At 43.7% G+C, this 15,436-nt stretch carries 12 protein-coding genes; 9 read left to right on the forward strand and 3 right to left on the reverse strand.

The genetic code is table 11. The annotated features are described in order from the left end of the window. Nucleotides 1-15 precede the first annotated feature (15 nt). Nucleotides 16-1,209, reverse strand: coding sequence for an NAD(P)/FAD-dependent oxidoreductase (locus ABJF92_RS00340; RefSeq protein ID WP_446813866.1), 1,194 nt, complete (start codon nt 1,207-1,209; stop codon nt 16-18). A 345-nt stretch (nt 1,210-1,554) separates the two neighbouring features. Between ABJF92_RS00340 and ABJF92_RS00345 the strand changes: the two genes are divergently transcribed. The 7 genes from ABJF92_RS00345 to ABJF92_RS00375 all read left to right on the forward strand — a co-directional run bounded on the left by ABJF92_RS00345 (nt 1,555) and on the right by ABJF92_RS00375 (nt 11,090). Further along, nucleotides 1,555-2,139: a hypothetical protein gene (locus tag ABJF92_RS00345; protein WP_446813867.1), complete on the forward strand. Its 585-nt coding sequence runs from the start codon at nt 1,555-1,557 to the stop codon at nt 2,137-2,139. 164 nt (nt 2,140-2,303) lie between these two features. Next, entirely contained in the window at nt 2,304-3,599 is a 1,296-nt protein-coding gene (locus ABJF92_RS00350) for an imelysin family protein (protein WP_446813868.1), read from the forward strand. A gap of 103 nt (nt 3,600-3,702) precedes the next feature. Next, nucleotides 3,703-5,079: a di-heme oxidoreductase family protein gene (locus ABJF92_RS00355; protein WP_446813869.1), complete on the forward strand. Its 1,377-nt coding sequence runs from the start codon at nt 3,703-3,705 to the stop codon at nt 5,077-5,079. Between the two features lie 12 nt (nt 5,080-5,091). Then, complete coding sequence (locus ABJF92_RS00360; protein ID WP_446813870.1) at nt 5,092-6,135, forward strand: imelysin family protein; 1,044 nt, start codon at nt 5,092-5,094, stop codon at nt 6,133-6,135. A 5-nt stretch (nt 6,136-6,140) separates the two neighbouring features. Further along, entirely contained in the window at nt 6,141-7,259 is a 1,119-nt protein-coding gene (locus ABJF92_RS00365) for a DUF1513 domain-containing protein (protein WP_446813871.1), read from the forward strand. Between the two features lie 160 nt (nt 7,260-7,419). Next, nucleotides 7,420-9,642, forward strand: coding sequence for an EAL domain-containing protein (locus tag ABJF92_RS00370; RefSeq protein WP_446813872.1), 2,223 nt, complete (start codon nt 7,420-7,422; stop codon nt 9,640-9,642). 116 nt (nt 9,643-9,758) lie between these two features. After that, on the forward strand, nt 9,759-11,090 hold the full coding sequence (locus ABJF92_RS00375; RefSeq protein ID WP_446813873.1) for a D-serine ammonia-lyase: 1,332 nt from the start codon (nt 9,759-9,761) through the stop codon (nt 11,088-11,090). A gap of 72 nt (nt 11,091-11,162) precedes the next feature. On the opposite strand, the gene ABJF92_RS00380 is transcribed toward ABJF92_RS00375, so the two are convergent. Together ABJF92_RS00380 and chrA are read right to left on the reverse strand one after the other, a co-directional pair. Continuing rightward, complete coding sequence (locus ABJF92_RS00380) at nt 11,163-12,488, reverse strand: OmpP1/FadL family transporter (protein ID WP_446813874.1); 1,326 nt, start codon at nt 12,486-12,488, stop codon at nt 11,163-11,165. Between the two features lie 350 nt (nt 12,489-12,838). Then, nucleotides 12,839-13,969 (reverse strand): chromate efflux transporter, encoded by a 1,131-nt coding sequence (gene chrA, locus ABJF92_RS00385; protein WP_446813875.1) that lies wholly within the window; start codon nt 13,967-13,969, stop codon nt 12,839-12,841. Between the two features lie 266 nt (nt 13,970-14,235). On the opposite strand from chrA, the gene ABJF92_RS00390 reads away from it, so the two are divergent. Both ABJF92_RS00390 and ABJF92_RS00395 read left to right on the forward strand, forming a co-directional pair. Next, nucleotides 14,236-14,550 carry an ArsR/SmtB family transcription factor gene (locus ABJF92_RS00390; RefSeq protein WP_446813876.1) on the forward strand — a complete coding sequence of 105 codons (315 nt, stop codon included), beginning with the start codon at nt 14,236-14,238 and terminating at the stop codon, nt 14,548-14,550. Next, entirely contained in the window at nt 14,534-15,070 is a 537-nt protein-coding gene (locus ABJF92_RS00395; protein WP_446813877.1) for a rhodanese-like domain-containing protein, read from the forward strand. The genes ABJF92_RS00390 and ABJF92_RS00395 overlap by 17 nt, the downstream gene beginning before the upstream one ends. The last annotated feature ends 366 nt before the right edge of the window (nt 15,071-15,436 follow it).

Raw genomic sequence — 15,436 nt, forward strand, 5'->3', positions numbered from 1 at the left:
GTTAGCAAAAATAAACTACACATATTGCCCAGCGCAATAACCACTGCTCCAAGCGAATTGGAAGTTATAGCCCCCTAGAAAGCCTGTTACATCCAACACCTCACCGATAAAATATAAGCCCGCCTGCTTTTGTGATTCGAAGGTTTTAGAAGAGACCTCTTTGGTATCCACACCACCAAGCGTGACTTCAGCGGTACGGTATCCTTCCGTGCCATTGGGGGCAATATCAAAGTCACTAAGATAGTGATGTAGTGCTTGAAGCTGCTCATTCGAGACCTGAGCAGTTTTTTCTGTCAGCCAAGGCAAGCTAAGTGCCATAAGCTCAACCAAACGCTTCGGCAATAAGCTGTTGAGTACATTTTCAAAGGTTTTCTTCGGTTGCTTCTGACGAATATTCGTAAGCGCTTCTAATGTTAGCGATGGGGCAATGTTAATAGACAAGGGCTCACCCGGTTGCCAAAAGTTAGTAATTTGTAAAATAGCGGGGCCACTTACTCCACGGTGAGTAAACAACATAGGTTCTTGAAAACTCATGCCTGTCGCTGTCGCTCTAATGTCGCACGCAATACCCGACAGTTCAGCTAATTCCGCTTTGCGACTCGGCTGTAATGTGATCGGCACCAAGCTGGCACGAGTATCAAACACATGATGGCCTACCGCCTTGGCAACCTCATAACCAAATCCAGTCGCGCCCATAGTCGGAATGGATAATCCCCCCGTAGCAATCACTAAAGAGTCACACTGCACCTCACCTTTATTGGTCTGGATAAGAATACCGCCAGCATCTTGATAAGCAATGTCGTTTATCTTGGTCTCTAATTGTAGTTCAGCACCAGACCACTCCAATTCAGTTAATAGAATGTCTAACAGATCTTTCGCACTGTGCTCACAAAAAAATTGTCCCGGAGCTTTTTCGACGTACTCTAAGCCATGGCGATCGACCAGCTCAACAAAGTTATAAGGAGAAAAACGACGTAACGCAGAAATACTGAAATGAGGGTTATTCGATATGTAATGCTTAGGCTCAGCATCTAGGTTGGTAAAATTACAGCGTCCGCCTCCAGACATAAGAATTTTTTTACCTGCTTTTTTAGCATGATCGATAACTAAAACACGTCGTCCTCGGTAAGCCGCCGTTGCAGCACACATCAAACCTGAAGCTCCAGCACCCACCACTACCACATCAACTTTTTGCACGAAAAACCTCATAATTTATTAATAGCCGCATTATAAGGCTTACACTTTTTATTGCTACGCCTATGTAAAACATGCAAAAAATTATTGATTTTCATAGGCTTTTTATCGCCACGAATGTTGTCCACAGAAACCGTGAAGAAGGCTGTGGGCATCACATTTAAATCCTTTATCATCAGTAACTTACATAAAATCAAACATTTATTCAGAGCTTTTTAAAATTATTTTAAGGCGAGAATTCTCAACGAAATGCAAGCAAAAATTGAAACTAATTGCTGACACAAGCTTTACATCGGTACTGATCATATATACAGTACTGTATAAATAAACAGTATATTTGATTGTAAGGACGTTTTAACCATGAAAATTAAAAACCCTATTCGCAATATCAATAAACTTTTCCTTTTTGGCTTTCTATCCCTTGCTCTATATGCCCCTGCTAAAGATGTAATAGACTATGCGAACAAGCTTTTTGCCAAGCAAACCATTGAAATTGTCGATGCATCGTTTGGTGGTAAAACGCCTTGGCAAAAAACTACAGGCTACTCTTTTGTCAAAGTAAGCCAGAATGCTCAAGGTAGTCTTTCTCACCCACAGGTTATCTATACCCGACTAAAGCTTACGAACCCGACCAATAAGCCTCAAGCCTACCGAAAAATATGGTTAAGTTTTGACCACAAAAATGGCGCAGAAGAATACACAACGGATTACACCTTGTACGATCCAAAAACTAACCAGCGTTTAATTGGTCAAACTGTTCAACTAGGTGCCAATAGCAGTGTCGATGTTATTGCCGCTTACCGCTTTATTCCAAGCTACCATAACGAAGCACCTGTCAGCATGAGTGTGTCTTGGGAAGGGGAAAACCTAATGCGTGAGCGCGCATGTGACTACAATCTTAAAGCATCCTCACAGAGCTACTTTAATTATCAATGCAAGGGCTAGTTGCCGCTCCTCTTTAACAATCCTGTTTCTGTTTGATTAAGCCTAACCATTTTGCGTTAGGCTTTTTTTATGAAAAGAGTGAAATCGCCACAAAAAACACTATTGATAACCGTTTTCATTTCTAATACTATGCTTACACAAACTAAATTTTGGAGCTGCAAAAAATGAAAAAGTTTCTAACACCTGTTGCTGCTTGCGTAGCAGGCGCATTACTAACCGCTTGTGGAACTCAATCTGTCAATGACGCGTCAACGAGCGTTACCTCAAGTGCTGTAGTTGTGAATTACGCAAATATTGCACAGGCTATTTATGCAGATTCCCTAACCACTGCACAAGATCTAAAGGTGGCGATCGATGTATTCTTAGCTGCGCCTACAGAAGCTAACTTGGCACTGGCCAAAGAAGCTTGGATTGCGGCTCGCGTTCCATATCAGCAAAGTGAAGTGTACCGTTTCGGTAACGCTGCGGTTGATGATTGGGAAGGTAAAGTAAACGCATGGCCACTAGATGAAGGTTTAATCGACTATGTTGCGACCGATAGCTACGGCTCTGAGTCAGATATCAATCCGCTTTACACAGCAAATGTTATTGCGAACAAAACACTTACTATCGGTGGCGAATCGGTAGATGCGACAACAATCACACCAGAATTCATTGCGGAACAGCTTCAAGAAGCTGATGGCGTTGAAGCAAACGTTGCCAGTGGTTACCACGCTATCGAATTCCTACTATGGGGCCAAGATTTACACGGCACTAACCCAGGTGCGGGTGAGCGTCCTGCAAGCGACTACAGCCTAACAGATTGTACAAACGACAACTGTGAGCGTCGTCGTGAATACCTAAGTGCGGTAACTGACTTACTAATCTCTGACCTAGAAGAAATGGCGGCGAGCTGGCAAGAAGGCGGTGAAGCACGCAGTGAGCTAATGGCGAAAGGCACAGAAGGTGGTCTATCGACTATTTTGACGGGTATGGGTAGCCTTGCTTATGGTGAACTTGGTGGTGAACGTACTAAGCTAGGCCTTATGCTTCACGATCCAGAAGAAGAGCATGATTGTTTCTCCGACAACACTCACTGGTCACACTACTACGATGCGAAAGGCATCAAAAACGTTTACCTTGGTGAATACCAACGTGTAGATGGTAGCTGGGTCAAAGGTGCTTCTTTGTCAGCATTGATTGCAAGCGATGCGCCAGAACTTGATGCGAAAATGAAGTTCCAGCTGCAACTTACAGAAGCCGCAGGCCAAGCAATGGTTGATGCTGCCGCTGAAGGACAAACTTTTGACGTGCTAATAGCAATGAACAACACCGCAGGTAACAAACTAGTACAAACTTTCGTTGACTCTTTAGTTGATGAAACTCGTGTTACAGAAGATATTATCCGCCAGCTTGATCTACAAGACATTGCACTTGAAGGTTCAGACAGCTTAGATAATCCAAGCGCTGTATTCGAATAATATCGAGTTCGCTTGTCAGCGCGGTACTTTACTTTCGTAAAGTACCGCGTTTTTGTTTGTTCAAGCCTATATCACGGCTTCTTGTACATGATAATATCGCCCCATGATCCCCACAAAACCTATCCAACTACTTGCTACTGCCAGCTTATGCGTCGGTTTCTTCACAACCAGTCATGCCTATGGTGATATTAGCTATGCAGCACCTCTGCCTGGCATCAGCCCAGAGCAAAAGCTAGATTTTTATTTAGGTGAAGCCATTTTCCAAAAATTTTGGATTCCAGCGCCTTCTTCGACAACAGCAAGTGACGGGCTCGGCCCAATTTTTAACGCTCGCTCCTGTAATAACTGTCATATTAATAATGGCCGAGGTCATGCGCCAGAAGATACCATTGCAGGCAGTCAGATACCCTCTTTTCTAGTAAGGCTAGGTCCAAAGGTCACCACGCAGTTTGCGGATACGGATATTTATCAACACACAGGCGACCCCGTATACGGCCAACAATTTCAAATTGCCCATACTGCGGGCGTACTGTCGGAGGGTGACTACCACCTTGACTACCAATACAAAACCGAAGAGTTAGCGGATGGTACAAAAGTCACCTTGAGAAAACCCATCTTAACTTGGGACACACTGCATTACGGGCCAATGGACAGCAACACTGGCCTATCCATGCGCGTCTCCCCACCATTGGTGGGCATGGGATTATTAGATAATATCCCCCAACAAAACATTCTTAGCAAAGCGGACCCTGATGACATAGATAGAGACGGCATTAGTGGTAAAGCAAGCTGGGTCAAATATAAGGGCCAAACTCAGCTTGGTCGTTTTGGTTTTAAAGCCAGCATGCCCAGTGTGTCAGCCCAGAACCAAAATGCATTTAATACCGATTTGGGCTTATCTACACCAGACTTTTCTGCAGCATTTGGCGACTGCACTGAAGCACAATCTAACTGTCGCAACGCACCAGACGGCAATAGTCCGCACTTAGAAAACTTAGAAGTCGACAGCAGCCAGATTAATCTGGTCAACAGTTTTATTGCACTGTCCGCACCCCCAGCCATGAGAAATCTCAAGCAACCATGGTTTTTAGATGGCAAAGCGATCTTTGATGATCTTAGTTGCGGCGCTTGTCATACACCGAAAATGGTCACCGACGACACCTCTGAATTTAGTGTGTTACGTAACCGTACCTTCTTCCCTTTCACCGACATGTTATTACATGATATGGGTGATGAACTGGCCAGCGAGTTTCCTGAAGCCTCAGCTGAACCCAGAGAGTGGCGAACGGCTCCTTTGTGGGGGCTAGGTTTGTCTGAAAAGATTTCAGGTCGCATCGGTTTTTTACACGATGGTAGAGCACAAAGCCTCGAAGAGGCCATTTTATGGCATGGCGGAGAGGCCCTTCCTAGTAAAGAGAAATACACACAACTTAACGCGCAACAACGCTTACTTTTACAACGTTTTTTGGAGTCTCTATAAATGAATCTCTCAATGAAAAAGCTTGCCTTAACACTCGGCGCTTATTTACCTTTTTTTGTTACCGCTGCCGATTGGCAACAACCGCTTAACAGCATTACAGACAAAGTCATTGTGCAGGGTTATCAGGCCTATGCAAACTCTGCCGACAAACTTCGTCAAGATGTAACGGCTTTGTGTGGGCAAGCGTCTGAAGCCGCACTTGAGCTCGCTCAGCAAGATTTCAAAGCCAACGTATTAGACTGGCAGGAAGTGCAGTGGCTTAACTTTGGTCCAGTGACTTACTTTATGCGCTATTACGCTTTCCAGTATTGGCCAGACAAAAAAGGCGTAACGCAAAGGCAGCTAAGAGTTTTATCGCAAAACCCAGAAACAATGGAAGCACCGAAATTTTGGAACTCCGCCAGTATCGCGGTACGTGGTTTAACCGCTATAGAGTCCTTATTGTTCCACCCTGATTTCTCGCCAATGACATCCACTGACCATTGCCACTTATTGGAAAAAGTTTCACTGCATCATTACGAAAGTGCCAAAGCGGTAAGTACCGAATGGTCAAACACACAACCACAAAGCTGGGTGTATAGTGAAGAAGGCGAAAGCTTCGACGCCAATCAAGTCGCGTTCGAGCAATACCTACAGCAGTGGATCGAACACATGTCTGCCGTAAAAGATTCAAAACTTGAAACGCCTATTGGTTATAACAGTCACGGAAATCTTAAACTCGCTGAATTCTACCGCAGCGATATGTCTCTTAAAACGATACAAAAAAACCTACAGACCTACCGTGAGATATATCACACAGGTTCACCGTCTTTATATGACCTTGCTTTAGAAAGTCAGCCAGAAATTGCCGAACAACTTGAAGAACAACTCAAAAACAACGTCACCATTGCGTTGCAACTACCAGAAAATTTCTTCCATGAAGGACGTTCGAAAGAGCAGCGCATTGAGCTGGCTCGCCCACTGGTTTCGTCTATTTCTCAAAGTCAGAGCGCCCTAATAAGCTTAGTGACACAGCTGGGTTTTCAAATCGGTTTCAATAGCCGAGATGGTGATTAACAACGATGAACAGAAGAACGTTTCTAACGGCCAGCCTTGCTTCGGCAAGCTTCGTCAGAGCGGTCCCTTCTTGGGCCGCTTTGACGGGAGAGTCAACAAGCCTTCTATATGCCTCGGCTTTTACGAAAGACAACCAACATAGTTTTGGCCTATTTAATGAACAAGGCAACATCCTGTGGTCGACAAACCTTCCTGCAAGGGCTCACGGCCCTGTATTGCACCCTGTCGAGGCGATTGTTGGTATCGTGGCGCGTCGCCCAGGCTTTTATATAGATTTTTATGATATCCACCAACAAACCTTAGTAAAACGCATTGAACCAACCCCAGAGCATCACTTTTATGGACATGCTATTTTCACAAGCGATGGTCAAAAACTGATTACTCAAGAGAATCATTATCCAACAGGGCAAGGTAAAGTATTCATTAGAGCTTGGCCCAGCGGTGAAGTCTTACAAAGCTTTCATAGCAACGGCATAGGCCCCCATGAATCCGTTTTGCTCAATGAGCAAACACTGGTGATCGCCAACGGAGGCCTTAAAACCCACCCAGACCATGACCGAGACATTCTTAACCTTGATACTATGGCACCCAATGCCACCTACCTGTCTTTAGAGGATGGTGCTGTCCGACAACAAGCCAATTTCACACAAGATCTGCATCAATTAAGCATTCGCCACCTTGATGTGAACCCTAAGGGTATCGTTGCCTTAGGCTTCCAGTACCAAGGCGAACCGTGGGAGAGCGTACCACTGGTTGGTGTATCCAATATCAATAGCTCAACCATTGAACCACTAGAGCTACCAGAAAACATACGCATGCGTTTTAAACAGTACTGTGGCAGTGTGCGATTTGATAAGAGCGGTGAAGTTTTGGCGATCAGTACACCAAGAGGTGGTTTAGTAGCCTATTGGCATGTGGCCAGTAAAAAGTTTTTGGGGATCGATAACTGCACCGACGTATGCGGTATCGCAGCCACTGAAAACAGCCATGAATTTTTCTTAACAAGCGGTAACGGCAAACAGTTGCTCTGCAACCCTGTGACGAACACCGCCTTGGTTGTGAAAAAACATGCTGGCTATCATTGGGATAACCACCTTAATCTGATTGCAAATCAGCGGACATGACAATTATTATTTTTTAAAACAAAAGTAGTTATTTGTCGTTTTTTTATGTAATGTAGTGTTAACACGCTGAAACATAACAGCTTATTTTACCTTTATGAAAGAACGTTAATCGATGTTTATTGACCTTCTCAAAAAGTTCTTCCTAATTAGACAAGATCATTTGAGTCAACAAAATGAGCAGGCTTTCCAGCAAAGTGCGCTTAGAATTTTTATTGCGCTTTCTTTGGCTATCTTTGTTGGTATCGAGGCTTACCATGCTATGTTTGCGATACAAACAGGTCAGTATGCTTTTTTAGCGGTTAATACTGCATTCATTTTCGTATTGTGCGGATTGCTTTACTTTAGCCAGCAATATACCAAGCTAGTTGCCAAAACTTTTTTAGCTTTCCTCGCCTTTACTGGCATGTTTCTATTGTTAAGCAGTGATGCTTTTTATGCTCAGAAATATGCTCTGATTGCTCTGTATTCAATTCCTCTGGTGACGCGCTTACTGTTTAGTTTTAAAGCCTCAATGTTCGCCATTATCGTCAACATCTTGCCTTTTTACTTAGTGGCGGGCAGTGTTTATTCGACGATACCTGATTCCATGTCGTCTTTTTACTTTCAATTATTAACCTTTTTCACCTTGAACATTGGCTTACCCATTGCCGTTTCAAGAATCATTCTGACCTTGGAAGACAATACGTCGCACATTAATTCACTTTATAAAAAGCTCTATAAAAATCACGCACTTTACCAAGAGTTTTTTGAGCACACAGGTTCCCCGTCTATACTTTGTGACCACCGTGGTAAAGTGCTAAAAGCCAATAAATTAGCGCAAAAACTACTCACTAACGGTAAAAATAAACGTATAGAAAATACTAGAATCCTTGATTGGTTAGTGCCTATTAAGAATAAAAACACATCTGAAAAATACTTCTGGCAAGTGAACACCACTGAATGCACCCTAAAATCAGATAACAGTATTGAGATCGAAGTTCACCGAGCGACACTAACCAATCATGGCTACTATGTCTTGCACTTACAGGTCATTACGCACTTGAAAGCCATGCAGCAAGAATTACAAAGTACTCAGCTGACCAATAATCGCTTAACTTACTTTGACCCACTGACTAAGCTGCCGAATCATCAATACTTCTGTCGACAAACAAATCAGCTTATTCGATCTCGTAATGAACACCTAACAGGTGCCATGTTCATTATTCGTATTAGTCAGTTCAAGCTATTGAACAAGCAATATGGCAAAGACAATTCAAATAAAATTATTTTGAGCTTTGCCAAAATACTCCAGAAAAAACTAAGCCAACAAGCGGTGATTGGACGGTTACGCGGTGTGAAATTCGCCTGTTTCATCCCGCTTAATCAGACGTATTTGATCCAAAAAAACCTTTCAACTTTAATTCAATCTTTGCTTCCAAACCACATCACCATTAACGGCAACACATTGAACATGAACTATCAGGTTGGCATTGCCTATCACCAAGGTGAAGGAGATTCAGCAGAGGAAATGATTGAACAATGTGAAATGGCACTGGAATACTCAACCAGTGCAGACAGATTTTCCTACTTTAACGATAAGCTGGAAAGCCAATTAGTTGAAGAGCACAGACTAGGTTTAAAACTCAGCGCGGCCATTAAAAATAAAGAAATCACTCTTTGGCTACAACCTCAGGTCTCACCTAATGGTGACATCTGCTCTTTCGAGGCCCTAGCTCGATGGCCCCAAAAAGATGGCAGCTTTGTATCACCTTTTGTTTTTATCCGCATTGCAGAAGAACTCGGTTTGCTACCTGTTTTAGCAGAAAACCTTATCAAAGAGTTGGTGGCGGTATTAGAGAGTTGGCACAAAGACCATATAAACACCCCAATTGCCTTTAACTTGGCAGGGCAGGAACTAATGAACGACATGTTCTTTGCACTGCTAATGTCTTTAATCACCGAGCACCCATGGTTACATAAAATGCTGGAACTGGAGATTACTGAAACCAGTGCAGTAATGACCCACCCACTCATACACAAGCGCCTTAGAGCACTATCGCAATACGGTTTCTCCATTGCCATTGATGACTTTGGTACAGGTCAGGCATCTCTTGGCCAGCTGATAGACATTCCTGCGAACATCCTAAAAATTGACCGTCGCTTCGTGTCTCCATTACCTGAAGATCAACGTCATACTGATATTGTTAAATCTACCATTCAGTTAGCAAATTCCTTAAACATGAAGGTTATTGCAGAAGGCATTGAGACCCGAGAACAGGCAGACATGCTTATTTCCCTTGGTTGCCATACTTTGCAAGGCTACTATTTTGGCAAACCCTCCCCTATCGTGGAATGGACAGAGGAAGATAATAAAAAAGCCAAGGCTCATAGAATGGTCTATTAAAAGGCCTAGATAAAGTCATCGTCTTTGCTCTAACTGGCAAAACCAAGCTCAAAGTGACCAAATGCTTTACTATGGACAGAATCCATTTAGCAGACCGTCTGGACCGCAGGAAGCCTATGGCAAACACAATAGAGCAATTGATCGAACAACATCCTCTTCTTAAACAGCTGATAGCGCTTAAAGAAGTTTCTTGGTTTAACCCTCACATCACAACACTTAACGACGCATTGCCCTATGTCGGCCTAGACAAATGCAACATTGAGGATGCCAGTAAAAGGCTTTCAAGGTTTGCACCCTATATTACCAAAGCCTTTCCAGAAACAGCGAAAAACTCAGGCATCATAGAATCCGAACTTGTCTCTATTCCTCACATGAAAGCTCTGCTTGAAAAAGAGTACGGCACACCTATATCAGGGCAGCTGCTACTGAAAAAAGACAGTCACTTACCCATCTCTGGCTCTATCAAAGCACGCGGCGGCATACATGAAGTGCTTGCCCATGCAGAAAAGCTCGCAATAGAGGCTGGCCTACTGAATGAGATGGATGACTATGGCGAATTGTTTAGCCAAAAATACCGAGACTTCTTCAAGCAATTTAGCATCGCCGTTGGCTCAACAGGCAATCTTGGTTTATCCATTGGCATTATCAGTGCCAAGCTTGGCTTCTCTGTGTCAGTTCATATGTCGGCGGATGCAAGAGAATGGAAAAAAGCGAAACTACGCTCGTTTGGTGTCAATGTCGTGGAGTACCAACAGGATTATGGGGTAGCGGTGGCACAGGGCCGAAAAGAAGCCCAAAGTGACCCAAGCTGTTTTTTTATTGACGATGAAAACTCTCAAGCTTTGTTTCTGGGTTACGCCGTCGCCGGAGAGCGCTTGAAAACGCAACTGGATGCACGTGGCATACTCGTCGACGCTCTGCACCCACTGTTTGTGTATTTACCCTGTGGCGTGGGCGGTGGACCTGGTGGCGTAGCATTTGGCCTAAAGATGGCCTTTGGTGACCATGTTCATTGTGTATTCGCAGAGCCTACTCACTCCCCTTGCATGTTACTGGGCGTCCATACGGGATTACACGACGAAATTTGTGTTCAAGATTTGGGCATTGATAACATTACTGCCGCCGATGGTTTAGCCGTTGGTCGAGCTTCTGGCTTTGTGGGACGAGCGATGGAGCGATTACTGGATGGATATTACACCCTTTCGGATGAGCGCATGTATCAGCTATTGGGACAGCTGAGTTTAACCGAGAACATACAACTGGAACCTTCCGCGTTGGCGGGCATGATAGGGCCAATTCTGGTGACTCAAGATACTGACTATCGTCAACGGATGCCGTTTGATGAAGATACAATGATGAACGCAACACACATAGTGTGGGCCACAGGAGGTGGTATGGTGCCAGAAGATGAAATACACGCCTATCTTAAAAAGTCTGGACTCTACTAACCCTATTGATTGGTAACAAAAAAAAGCCCAAGCAATGAATTACTTGGGCTTTACGTTTGTCCGTTCTAACGATTAGAACGTCGTATTCACCGCTAGAGAGAACACATCTGCAGAAGTTTTGTAATCCGCATTTAAATTACCACGAGCCGTATCGTCAGAATTACTTGAACGATTTACTGTTACGTCATCTACAGAGACACGAGTGTAGGCAAAGGTAGCCGAAGTCATGTCGTTAAAGCTGTAAGTACCACCGAAAGACAGCCACTTACGGTCGCCATCTGGGGTACGCGCCGAACGGTATTCATCGGTCACTGGGGAGTTATCCATGGCGATACCGGTACGCAAGGTTAGCTTATCGGAATGCTCATAAGTCAAACCAGCTGAGTAGAACCATTGGTCTTCAAAGTTGAAGGTAAGCACAGAGTCTGATTGATCGCTGTCAAAATCAAGACGTAACTCATCCATTGAACCCCAGCCTGTACGCATGGCGGTTAAGCCTAAGGTCAGCTTTTTGGTTAACTCTTGGTCAAGGCTCAACGTAATGATATCAGGGAAGGTCAATGAATCCGTGACAGTCGTATTTACCAAGTTAGGTTGTCCAAAAGCTGTAAGTGTTGCATTCAAGGTCGAAACATCTTTATAAGTAACATCTCCAGCAAAATCAAACTCGACTTTACTGCGATAGCCCAAACCAATACGAGTACCATCAACAGGCTCAAACAAAACCCCTAAACTATAGCCAGTTCCTGTTGCATCCGCTTCAATTCGGCCTGTACCTTCTCGACCGGTAAAGCCAACAGCTGAGCCTAACACGACATCCGCCTGATGAAGCTGCACACTCGCACCAACCGACACTTTGTCATTCATGCGGTGCGCCAAAGAGAAGCTAAGTGCGATGTCTTCAATAGAGGTTTCTGTGGCATGAAAACGCCCTGCCCAATCGTCCCCATAATCACCTGATAGACCATAAGGCACATTCAAAGAGATACCTGCCACGGTTTTATCGTTAATCGGCTTAGCAAAATACAATGAAGGGACAACACTACTCTCAACCGAATCCTGCGTAACACCCGCCGATGATAAATCTTTCGCGCCACCAGCTGCCGTTGGAGTGGCATCCGTAGCTGAGTTCACAGTTGTTTCCATATCTGGGGATATGTAAGCCGCCGAACCGTAAAAACTGGTCTCGGTGGCATTCGTGAAGAGCGCGGGATTCCAATAACTGAATGAAATGTCCGCGCCAGAGGCAGCAGCACCCGCAAGCGCCGTACCCGAAGCGGTTGCACTGTGATCATTGAGGGAAAAACCAGCTGAGTGTGCCATCGATACCGTTGCAACCGATACAGCGACCAAGCTGGCTTTGAAGAATACTTGGCGTGATTGAGAAGATGTAGTCATGTTTAGCTCCATTGTTATTTTTATTAGCAATATCTTTACTTTAATCAGTCCCATTATGCATATTAATCATAAAAGTCCATGAGGTGATATTACCAATAAGTATTTCCAGTTCAATACAATAATGACAAAAAAGGTAATAAAAGGTTAAAAAGTCCCAATTTAAGACGGTAAACCTAAGCAAAGCACACTAACGTCGAAAAATAAGATGCTATAACATATGACTTAAAAGGTATCCCTGCATTAGTAAGTTTTTTGTAAGTAAATAACTTGTAGCATACATACTGCAACACAAGCGGTTAAAAGCGCTAGAGGCCATGCTGATACAGCACGGCTCCCAAACATTCGATAATTTAGAGAAATAACGCGGTAAGTACAAAGAATAGAATCACCCAGAGGACGGACAGCTTCATTTGCTTCAGTAAGTACAAGCCAACTAAGATCAACGCCATATCCATAGCACTCATCACAGCACTGCTAAACACAGGTTGGTAAAGCGCCGCTATCAGCAGCCCGACTACTGCTGCATTCACCCCTCGCAAAGCCCCAGCCACTTTCGGTTTATTCGCGAGCGACTGCCAGTTTTTCAACACCCCTAGGAGCAACAAAAAACCGGGTAAAAATACCGCCAACGTCGCAACCAAAGCCCCTATCACAGGTGTATCCGAGATCACATAGCCAAAATAGGTGGCAAGCGTAAACATTGGCCCCGGAACCGCCTGAGCCGCGGCATAACCTGCAAGGAAGGCGTCTTGACCTAATTGTTCACCCACTAGGTTTTGTAACAGTGGCAACACCACATGCCCACCACCAAAAACCAAACTGCCAGCTTGAAAAAAATCATTAAATAAGTGTAGTAAAGGCCATTGTAGCGGCAAAATTGGTAACGCAAGCAATAACACAAGAAATAGTACTAGAGGAAAAGTATTTGCTTGGAAACGACTCTCGGTGATTTTTCTTGGTTCAGTAAGCGAAAATGCACCAATAAAGGCCGAGAAGACTAGTACTAGTATTTGGCTGGTCACACTCGGTAAGCATAACAATACCAAAGCGGTTAAAACACACAGCCCAACCGTTAATTTAGATTGGCAAAAGTTACGATACATCCCCAAAGCCGCATCTGCGACCACCACCACAGCCAATAGCTTTAAGCCATGAATGATGGCTTGATAGCTATCTGTTCCTATGAACTGAGCACCTAAGCTGGCAAACACTAATAAGGCTAAGACAGACGGCAAGGTGAAGCCTAAAAATGCCGCACATGCACCCGCTAATCCTCTACGTTTATAACCGATTGAAAAGCCTACTTGGCTAGAGCCTGGCCCCGGCAAAAACTGACTTAGCGCCACATATTGGGCAAATTCTTCCTCACTTAGCCAAGCTTTTTTGGTGACAAAGTGCTCTCTAAAATACCCAATGTGTGCAGCGGGCCCACCAAAGCTGTAGCACCCAAGTAAAAAGAAGGTTTTAAAGATAGAAAACATAGTACGCCGCTCAATTATTAATGGATGACCAACACTCTAAGGCAGCGGCAAAAAGGATTCAAATGAATAGTTTAAGACAAGAAACAAACTCTACTACCTGTTTCACCAGATAGTACCAATGACCCACTCTACCCCTTATAACCCGAGACGATTCTCAACTTTAAACCCTGCTTTTTTCCCCTATTTACTGATCATCTCTATATAACACTTCCCAATTTATATTTTTGTGATATTATAAAAATATAAATTGATATAAGAATATAACCATGAAGAATATGAAAGCTAACTCAGGTCTTGCCGCAAGCTTTTTAAAAGGTCTTGCCAGCCCAAATCGTTTACTGATTTTGTGTGAATTGGCCAGTGGCGAGAAGAGTGTCAGCGAATTAATTGCCGCCACAAGCATTGCGCAATCGTCCATGTCACAACACCTCAACAAACTAAAAGATGAGAGGATTATCGGCTTTAGACGAGAACATAGAACGCTTTACTACCAAATTGAAAATGAAGCCACCTTAAAAATTATGGCGGTTTTGTACAACGAATTTTGCCAAGAGAAAACAAACGATGACTCAGACAATTAATGTAAAAGACGCCAATGACTTGTTAACGACAGGCCAAGCTATTTTGATCGATGTGCGTGAAGCAAATGAGTTTGCAGAGCAGCATATTCCCTATGCCATTTCCCTCCCCCTGAGCTCCCTTGAAAAAGACTTCAAGCAGTTAGCCTTACCTGAGAACACGGTCACACTGGTACAATGTTTAAAAGGCTCCCGTGGTGCAATGGCCTGTGAAACCCTCCTTAAAATGGGCAGAACGGCTGATACCATTATGAATATAGAGGGTGGTATTTCAGCTTGGCAGGCTGCAGATTTACCTTTAGTGGGTGGTGAGACTCAGAAAACGTTACCCATCATTCGTCAAGTACAAATCGTGGTAGGGTTGCTGATTGCACTGTGTGTGATATTGGGTTTTAGTACCTCGACTTTAGGTTTTGCTCTAGCCGGGATATTTGGCGGAGCGCTATTTTTTGCAGGTGTCACCGGCTGGTGTGGTATGGCAAAGCTGCTCATGAAAATGCCATGGAACCGTGGTGCAGCCTAAGCGGTGTTCTCTTAAACCTGATTCATTAATTTAATTGGCTACTTTAATAACGCTAACAAATTAAACACGCCCCAAAACAAGGCGGTAAAGTTACCGTCTTTGTTTCTGCACCAATAAAGCACTCAAACAGCGTCAAACATATAGCTGCTAACTCTATTCACCTCATTACAAATGTTCTGAAAGCCTTATATACAGAGCTTTTTACGCTTCATGCATTTAAGTAAAGTTTTGTAACTTCTGGCACTTTTTTTGCTCAGTAAATAAACAAAGGTTTTTTTTGAGTCTTAAATGCAATGGCGTATTTAAGAGTAATACTCAAATAAATACATCAAAAAATATTATGGCAACGACGTCGTAAACATTCAC

Origin of the sequence: Marinomonas sp. (genome assembly GCF_039940335.1) — a bacterium.
Classification (GTDB): domain Bacteria; phylum Pseudomonadota; class Gammaproteobacteria; order Pseudomonadales; family Marinomonadaceae; genus Marinomonas.